Below are 16,710 nucleotides of genomic sequence, written 5' to 3'. Positions count from 1 at the left end.
AGCGAATGGTCCCCCTCCCCGTGCCGGGGAGGAATTCTATTTGCCGAAGCCGAACACGTCCTGATGGAAGCGTCCGTCCTCGATCAGTTCCTCGAGCCATTCCGACCCCTGCGCATGCTCGTCGCCGGCCTGCTGCATCTGGATGCGGATCAGCGTGTCACGCACCGCCGGCGCCATGAAACGGCCGTCGCCGCACAGGAAGATCTGGGCGCCGGCGCTAAGCGCTGCCCAGACGCGGTCCTGCTCGGCCCAGAGCGCGTCCTGCACGAATTTCCATGGGTGGCTCTCGACGGCGGAGAAGGCGAGATACGGATCGATCACCCCATTCCTTGCCCAGCCCTCGATCTCGTCGCGGCAGAACCAGTCATGGTCGGGATGGCGGCAACCGAAGAAGAGCAGGCTGGTCGCGACATCCTCGCCCGCCGCCTTCTGCGCGGCGCGCTCCTGGATGAAACCGCGCAAGGGGGCGAAGCCAGTGCCGGGGCCGATCAGGATCATCGGCACGCTGGGATCGGCGGTCGGCGCAAAGGGTGGATTCGGGCGGCGGACATAGCCGAACACCTGATCGCCCGGCGCGACGCCCTGCATATAGCCCGAGGCGAAACCGCGATGCTCGCCAAGGCCCGACCAGGCGGGCGCCGCCATGGTGCCGACGATCAGCTCCGCGACATCGGGCGAGACCAATGGGCTCGACGCGATCGAATAGAAACGCGGGGAGATTGCCGCCGACAGCTCGACCATGGAATCGAGCGACAATTCGGCGGCGGGGTGCTGGTCGAGCAGGTCGAGCAAGCTGAGGCGTTTGCTGCCGACCTCGGCATCGAACACCTCTTCCAGCCGGGCCAGTTCGCGCTTCGTGTTCGGACAACGGGTCTGGGCGGCGATCACCGCCAACGCGCGCTTCGGCAGCGGGTCGGACAGCTCGACGAAATCGGTCAGAAGCTGCCGCACCGTCACCGTCTGGCCGAGCGGCAAGTGGCGAAAACGGCCGCCCTGCCCATCCACGCGCAGTTGGGTCGAACCCTTCAGGCCGAGCCGGTCGATGGCACGCGCGACCAGATCGGGGCGGTTGTGGGCATAGACCGCGATGTGATCGCCGGTGTGATAGTGCTGGCCTTGCGGCAGGCGGATACGGATGAAGCGGGTCGAGGGGCGCGGCGGCTCCTTCGCAAAATCCCATAGCCCGTCGGCCGGCCGGATCATCTCGTCATTGCCGAAGATCTCGAGTTGCTGGGCATGCTCGGGCAGCGCGGCGGCGCGGGCGGCCGACGTGTCGATCGGCTGGAGCGACAGAGTCGAGACGGATTCGCTGGGCGCCGCGTCGCTGCCCAGCGCCTTCCACAGATCGCGCACGAAACCGGCAACGGCGCCGTCGAAATCACCCTGCCCGTCCGCCTCGGCGCGGGGCAGCAAGCGGGTCGCGCCGGTCGCCTCGATCGCGGCGTCGATGCGCTTGGGGAAGATCTGGTAATTGGGCCATTGGCTGTTGCCGATGCCGAGCACCGCGAAGCGCGCGCCCGTCCAGTCGGCGCCTTCGAACGCGCCGGTATCGAGCGCCTTCTCCACCGCCAGCGCGGTATCGGGCGCGCGGCCGTTATAGGTCGCGGTGACGATGACGATCACCTTGTCCTCGGGCGCCGCGCCGCCCTTGAAGCTCTCGTCCATCGAGCGAACGATCGTCTCGAACCCATCGAGATTGGCGCGTTCGGCGATCTCCTCGGCGATGTCGCGCGCGGTGCCGAGGCTTGAGCCGTAGAGCACGGCGAAGCGCTGGCCGGTACCCGACACCGACGCCACGGGCGTCTCCTCCACCCGCTCCTCGACGGGCGCGACGCTCAGCCGTTCGTGCGGTGCGCGGAGCCGGACGCGCATGTAGAATTCGTCCGGCTTGATCGAGAGCGTCTCCTTGATCCGCAGCTTGTAGGAATGCGGATCGCTGATCGCGAACTTCTGGAGCAGCATCGCCAGCGCCAGCTTCGCCTCGACCATGGCGAACTGACGGCCGATACAGGCCCGCTCGCCATTGCCGAAGGGCTTATAGGCATGCGGATGCCGCGCGGCTTCGGCCTCGGGCAGCCAGCGGTCGATGTCGAACTCTTCCGGATCGGCCCACACGCCGGGATCACGGTGCAGGCCGGGCGAGAAGACGTTGATCGGCCGGTCCTTCCGCATCGACCATTTGCCGCCGATCACCGTGTCCTCGAACGGTGCGACACTGAAGGCAGGCGCTGTCGGCCAGAGACGCATCGCTTCCTTCAGGATGCGCTCGACCACCTCCAGCTTCACCACATCGGTGTAATCGGGGCGCTTATCGCCGGGCAGGACGCGGTCGACCTCGGCATAAGCCTGGGCCAGCACATGCGGGTGACGGAGCAGCAGATGCTGCGAGAAGGTGAGCAGGCCCGAAGTCGTCTCGTGCCCGGCGATCAGGAAGGTCAGCACCTGATAGCGGATATTGATGTCGTCCAGGCCCTCCCCCGTCTCCGGGTCGACCGCGCTCAGCATCAGGTTGAGCAGATCCTTCCCGTCGTTCGGATGGAGGCGCCGTTCGGCGATAATGCCGTCGACCAGGGCGTTCATCTCGGCGATGTCGGCCTCATATTGGCGCATCGCCTTCTTCGCGAAGCGCTGCTGGATCGGCAGCCGGGTGATCATGTTGAGCGATTCGCCCAGCGCGCGGCCGAGCGCTTCGAGAAAACTGTCCAGCTCCTCCTTCTCGAAGCTGTTGAACCGGTGGCCGAAGCCCGCGACCGCGATCGAATCGAGCGTGAAGCGCGTCATGTCGTCGGCGACGAGCACGTCGGTACCCGAGAGCCGCGACCATTTGCCGACGAGCTGGTCCGCCACCTCGAGCATCATGTCGAAATAGCCGCGCATGGCGCGCTGGCTGAAGGCGGGGAGCAGGATGCGGTGCGCCTTGCCCCAGTTCGGCTCCTCGCTGAACGCGGTGAACAGGCCGTCGCCGGCGAATTTGCGCACCACGCGCAGGCCCGGCCCGGGCATCTTGCGGAACCGGGTCTCGTCGCACAGCTCGGCGACGAGATCGGGCGCGGTGACGAACAACCCGATCCGGCTGCCGAATTTCAGCTTGAAGATGCCCTCGGGGAAATCGCGGCTGACGGCGAGGAGATGGCCGATCAGCCCGGCGCGCGCAATCTGGTGGAGGTGCCCGACGACGGGCAAGCCCGGTGGCGACGGAATCACCGGCCGCTCGACCGCAGCTGTCGCCATCCTCCCACCTTTCCCCCATGTGCCGGGGCTTGTCGTTGATCGCAGTGGAACACAGGCGGCGCCCGGGCGCAACCGGGGAAGCAGCCGATCCAGTCGTCCTTAACGCGGTCTCAACACCCGCTGGGGCAAGGCGGCGGCATGATGATGGTTCGCAAGCCTGTCTCGCCCCTGCCGTCGATCCCCGTGACGCTCGGCGTCGCGCTGGTGATGGCGTGGGTGACGATGCCGCTCGTCACCACTGACATGCCGGCCTATCTGCTTCCGTGGTTCGACCATATCGTCGCCACCGGTCCGGTCGCGTCGTTCGAGCAGCCTTTTTCCAATTATGCCCCCGCCTATCTCTATCTGCTGGCGACGCTCAGCCTGTTTTCGGGCGTGTTGCCGGCGATCACGCTGATCAAATTGCTCTCGGTCGCGGGAACCCTGGTTCTTGCTTTTGCCGTCCGCCATCTGCTGACCCGGTTCGACGCGCCGCAGCCAATCCACGCCACCGCGCTGGTCTTCGTGATGCCCAGCCTCCTGCTCAACGCGACCCTGCTCGGCCAGTGCGACGCGATGTGGGCGGCGCCGTGCGTCATGGGCGTCGCCGCCGCGCTCGATCGACGGCACGCACCGATGCTCGCCTGGTTCGGTCTGGCGGTGGCGTTCAAGGCACAGGCCGTGCTGATCGCTCCCTTCTTCCTCGCGCTGCTCATCAAGCGCCGGGTGCCGTTGTGGCTCTGGCCGATCGCGCCCGCGGTCACCGTCGCGACAATGGTGCCGGCCTGGGCGGCGGGCTGGCCGGCCGCCGATCTCGCCACCATCTATCTCCGCCAGGCGGACACGTTCCAGCTGCTGTCATTCAACGCGCCGAACATCTGGGCGATCCTGCAGGCACTGCCGCTGGGATTGCCGCTGATCGGCCTCGCCACCGCCGCCGCGATCGGCGGCACCGCCGCCTATATCGCGCGCTTCTCGGCCCAGACGCTCGACAACCGGGCGCTGCTGTCGGCCGCGCTGCTGGCAACGCTCGTCACCGCCGGGTTGCTGCCGCGGATGCACGAACGCTATTTCTTCCTGGCCGATGTGCTGGCGCTGTGCCTGGCGCTGGTGTGCCGCGACAGGCCGAGCCAGACCATCGCGATCCTGGTGCAGGCTGGGTCGACCCTGGCATTGCTCGGTTATCTCACCGGCCTCACCGGCTTCGTCACTTTGGGTGCGGTCGCGATGATCGTCGCGACCGTCAAGCTGGCCATTCCACTGCTCAAACCGGCCGTTAACGACAATCCCCTTATGGCACGGGCGATTTAACGATCGAAGCTGCGGCGAAACCGTAACTTATGGTAGTTATCTAACCGATTCGCAGACCGTAACCGGGGATTCAATGTCGATGTTCAACAACAGCAACAAGGGTAGCCGCGATCTGGGTATCTCGCTGCCGCCGGCACCCGCACCCCAGCCTACCGCCGCGGGGAAGCGTGGCATGTTCTCGGTGCTCGGCCCCGACGTGACCATCACCGGCAACGTCACCGCGACGGCCGACCTGCATATCGACGGCCGTGTCGATGGCGACGTGAATTGCGGCAGCATCGTGCAGGGTACGGAAAGCCGCATCAACGGGTCGGTCAAGGCCGATGTCGCCCGCCTCGCCGGATCGATCGAAGGATCGGTCTCGGTGCGTCAGCTCACCATCGAGCGCGCAGCGCGGATCACCGGCGACGTCGAATATGAGACGATCGCGATCGAGAATGGCGCGTCGATCGACGGCCGCCTGAAGCATATCGCCGCCGACGCCGGCGCCCGCAATTTCGAACGCAGCGCACCGGCCTCGGCACCGGACATCAGCCTGGTCAGCTCGAACGGCGAAGCCGCCTGATTCTTTCGGGGGCGGCTCACGGGCCGCCCTCGCTCACATGCCGATATTGCCCATCGCGTCCTGGTAACGGACCGACGCGCCCGCGATGTCGACCGCGAAGCCGATCCACATCGCCATCAGTGCCGCACTGCCCAGCCAATAGACCGGCGCGCGTAGCTGAACCTTGCGCACCACGATGTGGATAAAGCTGTGGAGAACCCGCAGCAGCACGAACGCCCAGGCCAGCGCCACCTGCACCTGATTCGCCTGGTGCGTGATCAGCAGCAGCGGCACGATGGCGAAATAGAGCACCGGCATCTCGAACAGGTTACGGAAATTGTTCGCGGGCATCTCGACCGGCTGAAAATAGCGGAGCGCCGCTTCGCCGCTGGCGAAGTCCTCCGCGGTCGGCGGCTTGCTCCTGATATGGCGCATCCGCTCCAGGAACAGCCAGAACCACACGATGACGATCAGCGCGACCAGCGCGAAGGTCGGCCAGAGAATTGCAAACGGCATCACTTTCTCCCCCTGTTTTAGCGATTGTGCTCGTGGCAGGACGGCGGAGTCGAGCATGAACGGGAGAGCGATGATGGCCGAGATGACCCTGCCGATGGAAGGCGGATGCCGCTGCGGGAAGCTGCGCTTCCGCATCAACGCGCCGCCGATGCTGACCATGGCGTGCCACTGCACCGGCTGCCAGAAGATGAGCGCCAGCGCCTATTCGCTGAGCGTCGCGGTGCCGGGCGACGGGTTCGAGGTGATCCAGGGCGAACCGGTGATCGGCGGGCTGCACGGCGACCAGGCCCGCCACCACCATTGCGACTGGTGCAAGAGCTGGGTGTTCACCCGCCTTCCCGAACTGGGTTTGGTCAATGTGCGGGCCACGATGCTCGACGATGCAAGCTGGTTCGCGCCGTTCGTCGAGACCTATCGCAGCGAGGCCTTCCCCTGGGCGGCCACGTCGGCAAAGCACAGCTATGAGGCGTTCCCGGAAATGGCGGACTATCCGACTCTGCTCGCCGAATTCGCGCGCGCCGGATAGCCGGTCAGGGCCCGATCAGGCGGGCTTCCCCGGAATCCTGCACAGTGACATCTTCTCCCGGGGCGAAACGGGTGGTCCATTTCGGATAGCCTTCCGGCGTCATCTCGATATCGGGAAGGGCGACTGGGTCCTCCCCCGTCTCCACCCAGCCGGCGCCATGGCAATGATCGCAGATCGCGCGCTTGCAGCGGAAGCTCACAAGATCGATCTCGACGTTCCATTGTCCATGGCCCTTGCAGACCGGACACAACGCATCGAGCGTGCCGTTGCGGGGCTGAAGCGGGACGATGTCGAACGCGTGGGGGCTGTCCGGCCCCGCGCAGGTAACGATCGAGCTGGGATGGGGCATCGCGTCCCTTCTTTTCGGAAACATCGTCAACGTGCGGAGATCGCATCGGCTCCGCCTTTGCCTGATATCGTAACGCCTTGGCGGCCTCTAGGCCCGAACGGCGTTGCGCGGTCGGCTTCGACGCGCCCAGGCAAGAATGCGGAGCAGCGCGGCAAGGCCGAGCAGCGACAGCGGCGGCACGCCCAGCACCGGATTGGTCGGAACGCGACCGAGATAGGAAAAGGCGAAGATCCCGGCAATGACATAGCCGCCGGTCGCGTGGAGCAGGTACCAGCGGCGCGGGCCGAGCCGGCGGACCGAGGCGTCGTTCGAGGTGATCGCCATGGCGAAGACGAACAGATAGCCGATCCCGCCGCCGATGACGGTCACCATCTTCGTACCATGGCCGAAGACGAAGATCGCGGTGAGCAGGGCGGCGAGATGCACCGTGTGAGTCGCCGCGAAGCCAAGCCCCACCGAGCGCCGGCGCCGAAGCAGCGCCGTCCGCCAGCCGCCCGGCCATAGCCGCGCCAGCGCCGAGGCCGACCAGGCGGCGACGAACCACAGGAAGGACGCGCGCGCCGTCAGCCGGGCCGCGGCGGCCGCACCCTCGTAGGTCCACCCGCCATGCGCCAGAAAGGCGCCCGCCACGATGGCGAGCGCCAGCAACGCGGCGAAGCCGATGGCGATCGGCGGAGAGAATGCGGGTCTTGTCATACCGACAGTATGACAACATACCGGGAGTATGGAGTCAACGGCCAATCGTGAGAAACTGGTGGGCGCGGCGCGCGCCTTGTTTGCCGAGCGCGGCTATGCGGCAGTGTCGGTGGACGAAATCGCCGCGCGCGCCGGGCTGACCAAGGGCGCGGTCTATTATCAGTTCAAGGACAAACGCGACCTGTTCCGCGCCGCCTGCCAGGCGGTGATCGACGAGATCGTCGGCCATGTGACCAGGGGCACGATGGACCATGTCGACCACAGCGTCGACGAGATCGTGACGGGCAGCGGCATCCTGTTCGACGCCTATGAAGGTCGCGAGGCGCGGCAATTGCTGCTGATCGACGGGCCGGCGGTACTTGGGATGAGCGCCTGGATCGCAATGCAGAGCCGGCTGCGGATCGAACTCGGCGAGCATGCGCTGCATCATGTAGCCGATGCCGGGCTGATCGAACGCGAGATGGTGCCGGCGCTCGCGCACCTTTTGTCGGGTGCGTTCCGGCAGGGCGTGCTGCAGATCGCGGCGTCCGACGATCCCGCGGTGACGAGTGCCGCGGTCAGGGCCGCGTATCGAAGGCTGGCGCTGGGGTTGTTGGCGCGGACACCAGGCTGACTGTCATCGGCCCGGCCGCTTTTCCCACCGACTGGACCCGGCCTTCGCCGGGGAAGCGGCTTTTATTGGAGTCGCGCTTTCAGCCCAGCATGCCCTGATAGGTGCCAGGGCTGCGCGGGAGCGACAGCCTTGCGGCGGTGCCCGCACCGACGACCGCGACCATGATCGCCCCACTCAGGATCATCGCCCGGCGCGGTAGGGGCCGTTCTCCGACCAGCAGCACCGTCATCAAGGCCGTCGCCATCATCGGCCACAGATGATAGCGCAGATCGGAAGCGATGCTGACCGCCGCGAAGCTCGCCTCGAGCGTCAGCGCCGAGACGGCGAGCGCCAGCGCGAGATCGCGGGGCGGACTCTTCGGCCGGCCGAGCGCGACCAGCAGGCCGGTCGCGGCGACGACGATCCAGGCGATCGGCCAGCCGAGCGGCGTCTCGACCAGCCAGCCCCCTGCCCGCGCGACGGCCGAGGCGGCGAGGCCCGGAGACACGAGGCCGAGATCGTTCGGTTCGGATCTTCGGGGTGGCTCGGCATCCGGCCTGCCAAGGGGCACGAGCAGGCGAACGGTCGAGTTCAAATGCACAAGGCGGTGTTCGAGATAGGCGATGGGGTGGTGGATGGCCGCCCCAAGCCATAGGGTGACGAGAGTCCGGGCGGGGATCAGATCGAGCCGCTCGGCGATGCTGCCGCAGCGACTGTCGTCACCGAGCGGGTCCCAGAAATAGGGCTGGTAGCAATGGCGGCGTGCTATCAAGGCGCGTTCCGGGGGCGAAAGGCCATTGGCGGTCCCGGAGAAATGCGCGATGCCGGCCAGATCGAAGATCGGGAGGGTGCGGGTGACCTTGGTCTCGCCAGCGCCCAACAGGCCATGGTTGATCGGCGGCATCACCACCAGCACCGTGAGGATGCCGGCGATGACAGCGAGGCCGCGTTGCCACGGGCGCACCGGCCAGGGCGCGAGCATCACCGCCAGTGGCACGACCGCGAAGACGGCGTTGGCGCGGACCAGCGCGGCATAAACCAACAACAGGACGGCCGCTGCGATGGCCGGAATCGGCATGCGCTTCTCCGCCAGGCGCCACCACCCGACCAGCCCCATAGCGGCAAGGATAGCGCCGAGCATCTGGGTGTCCTTCAGCACCGCCGCCTGCCACCCGGCGAACAGCGGCAGCGCGCCAATGGCAAGCACCACCACACCCGCCCGCGTCCTGCCCGACCGCGCGAGTGCCGTCGCGAGCAGGCCGAGACCGAGCCAGTAGAGCGCGAACTGGACCACGAACATCGGCGCGGCGCCCGGCCCGAGCAAATGCAGCAACGCCCAGAGTCGGGCCATCACCGGCGGATGCCAGTCGAGATAGGTCCCGCTCAGGACCTGCTTGTATTGCTCGACCGAATCATATTCGACCACGCCCGGCCACCACAGGACAAGCGCTGCGAGGCAGAGAAGGGCCGCCCCCGCCCCAACGATCGTCGCGGCGCGGGCGGGCCTGGTCTTCACTAGATGTGGATCGCCTTCCCATAAGCGCCGAGCACGCTCTCGTGCATCATCTCGCTGAGCGTCGGGTGGGCGAACACCGTCTCCATCAACTCGGCCTCGGTCGTCTCGAGCTGGCGGGCGACGACATAGCCCTGGATCAGCTCGGTCACTTCCGCGCCGACCATGTGTGCGCCGAGCAGCTCCCCGGTCTTCGCGTCGAACACCGTCTTCACGAAGCCCTCGGCCTCGCCCAGCGCGATCGCCTTGCCGTTGCCGATGAAGGGGAATTTGCCGACCTTCACCTCATGCCCGGCTTCCTTCGCCTTGGCCTCGGTGAAGCCGACCGAGGCGACCTGGGGCCGCGAATAGGTGCAGCCCGGGATGTTCCAGGTCTCGAACGGATGCGGCTTCTCGCCGGCGATCGCCTCGACGCAGACCACGCCTTCATGGCTCGCCTTGTGCGCCAGCCAGGGCGGACCGGTGACGTCGCCGATCGCGTAGATGCCCTCGACATTGGTGCGGGCATAGCCGTCCGTGACGATATGCCCGCGATCGGTCTTCACGCCGAGCTTCTCGAGCCCGATATCCTCGGTGTTAGGCACGATGCCGATCGCGACGATGGCGTGGCTGAATTCCTCGGTGGTGACGGTGCCGTCCTTGCCCTTGATCTTCGCGGTCACCCCGTTCGCGCCCGCGGTCAGGCCCTCGATGCCGGCGCCGGTGACGATCTTGATCTTCTGCTTGGTCAGCGCCTTTTCCATGAAGGCGGAGACTTCCTCGTCCTCGACCGGGAGGATGCGCGGGAGCATTTCGACGATGGTCACCTCGGCGCCCATGTCGTTGTAGAAGCTAGCGAACTCGACGCCGATCGCGCCCGAGCCGATGACCAGCAGCTTGGTCGGCATCTCTTCCGGCACCATGGCGTGGCGATAGGTCCAGACGCGCTTGCCGTCGGCCTTGGCGAAGGGCAGGTCGCGGGCGCGGGCGCCGGTTGCGATGATGATGTGCTTGGCTTCGAGCTCGCTCGTCTTGTCGCCCTGCTTGACGCTGAGCTTGCCCTTCGCGGTGATGGCGCCGGTGCCCTCATAGACGGTCACCTTGTTCTTCTTCATCAGGCCCTTCACGCCGGCATTGAGCTGGCCCGCGACCTTGCGCGAGCGCTCGACGATCTTCGTGAGATCGTAGCCGGGGTTCTCGACCTTGAGGCCGTAATCGGCCGCGTGGCTGATATAATGATAGATTTCCGACGTGCGCAGCAGTGCTTTGGTCGGAATGCAGCCCCAGTTGAGGCAGATGCCGCCAAGTCGTTCGCGCTCGACGATCGCGGTCTTGAGGCCGAGCTGCGCCGCACGGATCGCGGCGACATAGCCGCCGGGGCCCGAACCGAGGATGATGAGGTCGAAACTGTCAGCCACGTGTAATTTCCCCTGCGAGAAGCGGGCTCGGTCTGCCGTCCTTGCCCATCGATACCAGAATATAGGTGCCCCGTGCCGCGCGCGCAGTGCCCTCACCGTGGCGGTCGCGCCGCCAGACATCGACCGCGACCGTCATCGACGTGGTGCCGGTCGACACGATCTCGGCATGGAAGGACACTTCGTCGCCGATCATGACCGGTGCGGTGAAGCTGAAATCGTTCGCCGCGACGACCGGCGCGTGCCCGCCGCAACGGCGCGAGGCGACCGAGCCGGCGGCGAGCGCCATCTGGCCCATCAGCCAGCCGACGAAGATGAAACCATAGGGATTCGCATCGGCCGCCATCGCGGTCGCGCGGATGACCGGCTCGGTCGCGGGGCGGCCGTCAGCCATTGGCGCGGGGCTGGCCGTGTTTCGCCTCCTGATCGGCGCGCCAGGCGAGCCTGAGCGGCCGGATGCCCATGAACGCCACCACCGCCATCGCGACATAGGCGACATCCCAGATCGCGCCCGCCGAGCGGGGCACACCCCAGGCCGCGAGCGAGGCAAGCAATGCCGTGCCGACCACGCCGGCGGCGATGTGCAGCAGTTCGTAGAGAGTCCGCTTCACGCCGCCCTCACGCCACCATGCCCAGCGGGTTCTCCACGAGCGCCTTGAAGGCCTGCATCAGCTGCGCGCCGTCGGCGCCATCGATCGCGCGGTGATCGAAGCTGCCGGTCGCCGACATGATCGTCGCGACGCCAAGCGCGTCGTCGATGACCCAGGGGCGCTTCTCACCCGCGCCGATCGCCATGATCATGCCCTGGGGCGGATTGATCACCGCCTCGAACTGCTTGATGCCGAACATGCCCATGTTGGAGAGGCTGGCCGTGCCGCCCTGATATTCCTCGGGCTTCAGCTTGTTGTCGCGGGCGCGGGTGGCGAGGTCCTTCATCTGCTCGGAGATCGCGGCGAGGCCCTTGGTGTCGGCCTCGACGATGATCGGAGTGATCAGGCCCGACGGCGTCGAGACCGCGACCGAGATGTCGGCGCGCTGGAAGGTGATGAGCTGATCCGGCGTGAACATGACGTTGCACTTGGGCACCTGCATCAGGCTGACGCCCAGGGCCTTGATCAGCAGGTCGTTGACCGAGAGCTTCACGCCGCGCGCTTCGAGTGCCGCGTTGAACTCGCTGCGCAGCTTCAGCAGCTTGTCGAGGCGGATATCGACGGTGAGGTAGATGTGCGGCACCGTCTGCTTGGATTCGGTGAGGCGGCGCGCGATCGTCTTGCGGATGTTCGACAGCTTTTCCGCGGTGTGCGGAATGTCGGGCACGGCGGCGGGTTTGGCAGGTGCAGCAGCGGCGGCCGGAGCGGAGGCTTCAGCCGCGGGCGCGGCAGCGGCGGGCGCGGCGCCGGGCTTGGCGCCCTCGACATCCGCTTTGACGATGCGGCCGTTCGGGCCGGAGCCGGCGAGCGCCGATAGCTCGAGGCCCTTCTCGGCGGCGATGCGGCGCGCGAGCGGGCTTGCCTTGACGCGGTCGTCCGATGCGGGCGCGGGAGTCGCGGCGGGCTTGGGCGCCTCCGCGGCTGGAGCGGGCGCAGCTTCCTGCTTCGGGGCTTCCGCCTTGGGCTCTTCCTTCAGCGCGGCTGCCTTGGGGGCGGGCGCCGAGTCGGCGCTCTCGCCCTCCGCGAGCAGGGTCGCGATCACGGTGCCGACCTTCACGTTATCGGTGCCCTCGGCGACCAGGATCTTCCCGATCGTGCCTTCGTCGACGGCTTCGAATTCCATCGTCGCCTTGTCGGTCTCGATCTCGGCCATCAGGTCGCCGGACTTGACGATATCGCCTTCCTTCACGAGCCACTTCGCCAGCGTGCCCTCTTCCATGGTGGGCGACAATGCAGGCATTTTGATCTCGATCGACATGGGGAGGCTTTCCTCTAACCGAATCCGTAGCGGCCCGTTCCCTTCGCGCCCGATGCGGGCGGGGTCAAGACCGGCCGCGCCGAACCAGGCCGCTCTTGCGCAAAACCAGGGTCCGGGCCAACTAGCGGCAGAGGGGAAGCCATGCGCATCTATCTGGTCGTGATCGACGAGAATCCGGAAAGCGAGATCGCGCTGCGCTTCGCGGCCCGGCGCGCGGTGAAGACCGGCGGCGGTGTCGAGATCCTCACCTTGATCGCGCCGGCGGAGTTCGTCGCGTTCGGCGGCGTGCAGGCGACGATCGAGGACGAGGCGCGAATCCATGCCGAGGCGTTGGTCGCCGGCGCGGCGGGGACTCTGCTGGAGGAATCGGGGCTGCGGCCATCGATCACCGTGCGGCAGGGCGACGGGCCGAAGATCATCCGCGAGATGATCGCCGAGAATGCCGACATCGCGGCCCTGGTGCTTGGCGCTGCCGCGAGCGGTCCGCCGGGGCCGATGGTGGCGCATTTCGCTGGCGCCGATGCGGGGGCATTGCCGATTCCGTTGATGATCATTCCGGGGTCGCTGAGTCGCGAGGCGATCGATCGGTTGAGTTAACCCCCATTCGTCACCCCGGACTTGTTCCGGGGTCCATCGTTCCGCATTCGCAGCGACGGTGGCGCTCGCGGAACCATGGATGCCGGAACAAGTCCGGCATGACGAATGAGGTTGAAGCGAAGCGCCCTCCCCGCCACCATCGCGTTATGCACTGCCTCATCCCCCTCGCCACCCTGGTCCTCGCTACCCCCGCCGCCGCGCAGGACGTGCCCGACCCCGCCCGCCTCAAGGCAACGGTCGAGAAGCTCGTCAGCTTCGGCACCCGCCACAGCCTCTCCTCCACCGACGATCCTGCCCGCGGCATCGGTGCGGCGCGGCGCTGGGCGGCGGGTGAACTGACACGAATCTCGGATGCGTGCGGCGGATGCATCACCAGCGCCAACATCGCGCGGACCTTTACCGGCCCCCGCGCGCCGAACGGGGTGGAGATCGTCGATGTGCTCGGCTTCCAGGAGGGGACCGAGCCGCGCCGGGTGATCATCATCGGCGCGCATATCGACAGCCGCGTGACCGACCCGATGAACGCGACCGCCGATGCGCCGGGCGCGAACGACAATGGCTCCGGCGTCGCGCTGGTACTTGAGGCCGCGCGCATCCTGTCGAAGCAGAAATTCCGTGCCACGATCGTCTATGTGCTCTTCTCGGGCGAGGAGCAGGGGCTGTGGGGCGGCACCCTGCTGGCCGAGACGGCCAAGCAGAAGAACTGGGTCGTCTCCGCGATGCTCAACAACGACATCGTCGGCAATACGATTGGCGAAGGCGGCGTGCGGGTGGCCGACCGGGTCCGCGTGTTTTCCGAAGGGATCGGCGCGGCGGAGGACCTGCCGACCTTGCAGAAGCGCCGGCAGAATGGCGGCGAGGATGACGGCCCCTCGCGCGCGCTGGCCAAGGCAGTCGATGGGATTGCCGGCAGGATCAAGGGTGGAATCGACGTGTTCGTCGACCGGCGGCCCGATCGCTTCGGGCGCGGCGGCGACCATAGCCCGTTCCTGGCGCTAGGCTATCCGGCGATCCGCTTCACCGTTGCGGCGGAGAACTGGAAGGGGCAGCATCAGGACGTCCGGGTGGAGAATGGAATCGCCTATGGCGATACGGCCGACAAGATGGACTTCGCCTATCTGGCCAAGGTGACGGCGATCAACGTGGCGACGATCCGCCGGCTTGCCGCGGCGCCGGCCGCGCCGACGGATGTGACGATATCGGGTGCGCTGGGCTATGACACGACGGTCAAATGGCAGCCGGTCGAGGGCGCAGCGGGCTATCGCATTCACTGGCGCCGCAGCGACGCGCAGGACTGGCAAAAGGCGGTCGATCTTCCGGCGACGGCGGTGACGGACGTGCTGAAGGGCGTGCCGGTCGATGACAATTTCGTTGGTGTCTCAGCTCTGGCGCCGGATGGCGCGGAGAGTCTGGTCACCTTCGCTGGGCCCTAAACCCCGCGTGTCCCGCCCATCCTTACTCGGTATCGTCTGTTTCAAATTAAGTATCTGATATATAATAATATTAAATGAATCCTTCGCCGAGGCTGCGGCGGAAGATATGGGACAAGGTGGTGTCCCATATCTCCCGCCGCTCGTCCCCACACTGCAACCGCTCGTCCCCACAGCGCTGTCGCTGGCGGCGATTCAACCATGTCACAGGATCTGGCATGTCATCCATCGCCGGAGGTTACCGGCTCGCTCTTTCTTGTTGTCGGAACAGAATTGCGAAGGGCTACGCAAAGGCCTCGCGCATGAACTCGATGCTCCGGAATCAGAGGAGGGCGAGTCCCCCCGGCTCGCCCTCACTCCCCGCGCGCGGCGCGGGCCCCATCCTCCCGTTTCGGGGAGGGGTGATCGGATCGGCCTCAATTGCAGAGGCAGCGCACCTTCGACTTGGGCCGCCAGGTCCGCTTCGGCGCCTTGTAGGCGCGCCGGGCCGACTGGTAGCTGGTTTCGACATATTCGGTGGTCGTGGTGGTGACGACCGGGGCCGACTGAACGGTGACGGTCGTGGTGGTCACCGGCGGATACCAATAGCCGCCGCTCACATAGCCGCCCGCGCCGCCGCTCGAATAGGTCTGGGTATAGCCGTTCTGCACCATCTGGGGCGACGGGCCCTGGGTGTACTGGACCGGCGGCGGTGCGTAGCCGGCACCGTAACCGCCACCACCGCCACCTGCTGCCGCGGCATAGCCATAGCCGGCTTCGGCCTCACCGCCACCGCCGCCATAGGCATAGTCTTCGCCATAGCCGTAGTCGTCGTCATAGGAATCCCAGTCGATCCCGTTGACTGAATCATACACGCGGCCGCGCGAGTCCGTCAGCACGGCGTCGTCGTAATAGCGCGTCCAGTTATAGCCATAGGGCGGGGTCGACAGGCCATACATCCCATAGTTGCCGATGAAGAAGCTTGGCGCGATCCAGTAGCGCGGGAGGGTCCAGCCGCGATTCGGGCGACGATAGGCCTTCCAGCCGCCGGGCGCGTTGCTGCCGCCATACCAGCGGCCGCCGACCGAATTGCCCCAACGATGCTGGCGCTGGCCGGATTGAACCTGGTCGTGACCAGGCATCAGCCCTGAATTATAGCCGCCGCCCGTGCGCTGTTGCCGGGTTTCGACACCGCGAGGATAGGAGCCGGGCCGTACGGCATTGCCGCCGCGCCATTGACCATTGCCAGACCACTGGCCGTTCCCGGACCATTGCCCGTTGCGAGGCGGGTTGGGCATCTGTGGCGGGTTGGGCGAGACCCTCGGCGGCTGGTTATTCGACACCGGGCCCGGGCCCCAGGTGACGCCGGGGCCGCGATTGATGCTCGGCGGATTGGGTGAAACCGTCGCGGGCGGCACGATGCGGCCGTTCTGCCAGACCTGACCGTTGGACAGGGTGCGCTGCGCTGCGGCCGGAGTCGCGGAGATCGCGGTAACCATTGCAAGGCCGGCGATCACTAGGGTCCGCATGGTAAACACCTCTTTTTTGGGCAGGACATCGCCCGATGATTAAGAGATTGCTTACCAAATTGCGGCGTTTTCGACGAGTCAGACTCCTGTCCCGAAACGGATCATTGCGCGATGCGGGGCGCCAGCAGCCGTACCAGCGCCTCGCAACCGGCCGCGTCCTCGGCATCGAACCGCGCTGCTTCCGGGCTGTCGAGATCGAGCACGCCGATCAGTTTCCCGTCATTGACGATCGGCACGACCAGCTCGGACCGGCTCGCCGCGTCGCAGGCGATATGGCCGGGAAAGGCGTGGACGTCCTCGACCAGCTGGGTTTCGAGGCTGGCGGCGGCGGCACCGCACACGCCCGCGCCGATCGCGATGCGGATGCAAGCGGCCTTGCCCTGAAACGGCCCGAGCACCAGCTCACCCCCGACCAGCCGGTAGAAGCCGGCCCAGTTGAGGCCAGGCAGATATTGCCAGATCAGCGCCGCGGCGTTTGCCATATTGGCGATCGCATCCGGCTCGTCGGCGGTGAGCGCGCCGAGGGCCGCTTCGAGATCATGATAGAGATCGGCCTTGGAGCCGGCGGAGATGTCGAACTGGTACACGCGTCTTCCTTCGTCTGTGCGCGCGAGAT

At 66.6% G+C, this 16,710-nt stretch carries 17 protein-coding genes; 6 read left to right on the top strand and 11 right to left on the bottom strand.

Annotated features, from left to right (window positions below; genetic code table 11):
* Positions 1 to 36: 36 nt before the first annotated feature.
* Complete coding sequence (locus tag AC1RT8_RS09920) at positions 37 to 3,231, bottom strand: bifunctional cytochrome P450/NADPH--P450 reductase (RefSeq protein WP_493075441.1); 3,195 nt, start codon at positions 3,229 to 3,231, stop codon at positions 37 to 39.
* 138 nt (positions 3,232 to 3,369) lie between these two features.
* On the opposite strand from AC1RT8_RS09920, the gene AC1RT8_RS09915 reads away from it, so the two are divergent.
* Positions 3,370 to 4,521 carry an MptA/MptB family glycosyltransferase gene (locus AC1RT8_RS09915; protein WP_493075440.1) on the top strand — a complete coding sequence of 384 codons (1,152 nt, stop codon included), beginning with the start codon at positions 3,370 to 3,372 and terminating at the stop codon, positions 4,519 to 4,521.
* Positions 4,522 to 4,594: 73 nt separating this feature from the next.
* Positions 4,595 to 5,086, top strand: coding sequence for a bactofilin family protein (locus AC1RT8_RS09910; RefSeq protein WP_493075439.1), 492 nt, complete (start codon positions 4,595 to 4,597; stop codon positions 5,084 to 5,086).
* Between the two features lie 33 nt (positions 5,087 to 5,119).
* Here AC1RT8_RS09910 and AC1RT8_RS09905 read toward each other — a convergent pair whose 3' ends face one another.
* Entirely contained in the window at positions 5,120 to 5,581 is a 462-nt protein-coding gene (locus AC1RT8_RS09905) for an MAPEG family protein (RefSeq protein ID WP_493075438.1), read from the bottom strand.
* Positions 5,582 to 5,654: 73 nt separating this feature from the next.
* Here AC1RT8_RS09905 and AC1RT8_RS09900 point away from each other — a divergent pair, with 73 nt between their 5' ends.
* Entirely contained in the window at positions 5,655 to 6,107 is a 453-nt protein-coding gene (locus AC1RT8_RS09900; RefSeq protein ID WP_493075437.1) for a GFA family protein, read from the top strand.
* Positions 6,108 to 6,111: 4 nt separating this feature from the next.
* Here AC1RT8_RS09900 and AC1RT8_RS09895 read toward each other — a convergent pair whose 3' ends face one another.
* Both AC1RT8_RS09895 and AC1RT8_RS09890 read right to left on the bottom strand, forming a co-directional pair.
* Positions 6,112 to 6,456, bottom strand: a complete 345-nt coding sequence (locus AC1RT8_RS09895) for a hypothetical protein (protein WP_493075436.1) — start codon at positions 6,454 to 6,456, stop codon at positions 6,112 to 6,114.
* 87 nt (positions 6,457 to 6,543) lie between these two features.
* Entirely contained in the window at positions 6,544 to 7,152 is a 609-nt protein-coding gene (locus AC1RT8_RS09890; protein ID WP_493075435.1) for a hypothetical protein, read from the bottom strand.
* Between the two features lie 28 nt (positions 7,153 to 7,180).
* Here AC1RT8_RS09890 and AC1RT8_RS09885 point away from each other — a divergent pair, with 28 nt between their 5' ends.
* Positions 7,181 to 7,765 carry a TetR/AcrR family transcriptional regulator gene (locus AC1RT8_RS09885; RefSeq protein ID WP_493075434.1) on the top strand — a complete coding sequence of 195 codons (585 nt, stop codon included), beginning with the start codon at positions 7,181 to 7,183 and terminating at the stop codon, positions 7,763 to 7,765.
* 79 nt (positions 7,766 to 7,844) lie between these two features.
* Here AC1RT8_RS09885 and AC1RT8_RS09880 read toward each other — a convergent pair whose 3' ends face one another.
* Genes AC1RT8_RS09880 through AC1RT8_RS09860 form a run of 5 tightly spaced genes read right to left on the bottom strand, consistent with a single transcriptional unit; the run spans position 7,845 to position 12,559 of the window.
* Positions 7,845 to 9,260 carry a hypothetical protein gene (locus tag AC1RT8_RS09880; RefSeq protein WP_493075433.1) on the bottom strand — a complete coding sequence of 472 codons (1,416 nt, stop codon included), beginning with the start codon at positions 9,258 to 9,260 and terminating at the stop codon, positions 7,845 to 7,847.
* Positions 9,260 to 10,654, bottom strand: coding sequence for a dihydrolipoyl dehydrogenase (gene lpdA, locus AC1RT8_RS09875; RefSeq protein WP_493075432.1), 1,395 nt, complete (start codon positions 10,652 to 10,654; stop codon positions 9,260 to 9,262). Before lpdA ends, AC1RT8_RS09880 begins: the two co-directional genes overlap by 1 nt.
* Positions 10,647 to 11,045 carry an acyl-CoA thioesterase gene (locus AC1RT8_RS09870; RefSeq protein WP_493075431.1) on the bottom strand — a complete coding sequence of 133 codons (399 nt, stop codon included), beginning with the start codon at positions 11,043 to 11,045 and terminating at the stop codon, positions 10,647 to 10,649. Before AC1RT8_RS09870 ends, lpdA begins: the two co-directional genes overlap by 8 nt.
* A complete protein-coding gene (locus tag AC1RT8_RS09865; RefSeq protein WP_493075430.1) occupies positions 11,038 to 11,262 on the bottom strand; it encodes a hypothetical protein in 225 nt (74 codons plus the stop codon). The genes AC1RT8_RS09870 and AC1RT8_RS09865 overlap by 8 nt, the downstream gene beginning before the upstream one ends.
* 7 nt (positions 11,263 to 11,269) lie before the next feature.
* Positions 11,270 to 12,559, bottom strand: coding sequence for a pyruvate dehydrogenase complex dihydrolipoamide acetyltransferase (locus tag AC1RT8_RS09860; RefSeq protein WP_493075429.1), 1,290 nt, complete (start codon positions 12,557 to 12,559; stop codon positions 11,270 to 11,272).
* 141 nt (positions 12,560 to 12,700) lie between these two features.
* On the opposite strand from AC1RT8_RS09860, the gene AC1RT8_RS09855 reads away from it, so the two are divergent.
* Both AC1RT8_RS09855 and AC1RT8_RS09850 read left to right on the top strand, forming a co-directional pair.
* Entirely contained in the window at positions 12,701 to 13,156 is a 456-nt protein-coding gene (locus AC1RT8_RS09855) for a universal stress protein (RefSeq protein ID WP_372849044.1), read from the top strand.
* Between the two features lie 146 nt (positions 13,157 to 13,302).
* The gene (locus AC1RT8_RS09850; RefSeq protein WP_493075428.1) at positions 13,303 to 14,589 is read left to right on the top strand and encodes a M20/M25/M40 family metallo-hydrolase; all 1,287 of its coding nucleotides are present in this window, start codon (positions 13,303 to 13,305) and stop codon (positions 14,587 to 14,589) included.
* 413 nt (positions 14,590 to 15,002) lie between these two features.
* On the opposite strand, the gene AC1RT8_RS09845 is transcribed toward AC1RT8_RS09850, so the two are convergent.
* Both AC1RT8_RS09845 and AC1RT8_RS09840 read right to left on the bottom strand, forming a co-directional pair.
* On the bottom strand, positions 15,003 to 16,094 hold the full coding sequence (locus AC1RT8_RS09845) for an RcnB family protein (RefSeq protein WP_493075427.1): 1,092 nt from the start codon (positions 16,092 to 16,094) through the stop codon (positions 15,003 to 15,005).
* A 101-nt stretch (positions 16,095 to 16,195) separates the two neighbouring features.
* On the bottom strand, positions 16,196 to 16,681 hold the full coding sequence (locus tag AC1RT8_RS09840; protein ID WP_493075426.1) for a GAF domain-containing protein: 486 nt from the start codon (positions 16,679 to 16,681) through the stop codon (positions 16,196 to 16,198).
* Positions 16,682 to 16,710: the final 29 nt, after the last annotated feature.

This window comes from Sphingomonas sp. GW821-FHT10F11, from assembly GCF_058809095.1.
The sequence above is the reverse complement of the archived record's forward strand: the minus strand, read 5'-3'. Positions and strand labels throughout refer to the sequence as shown.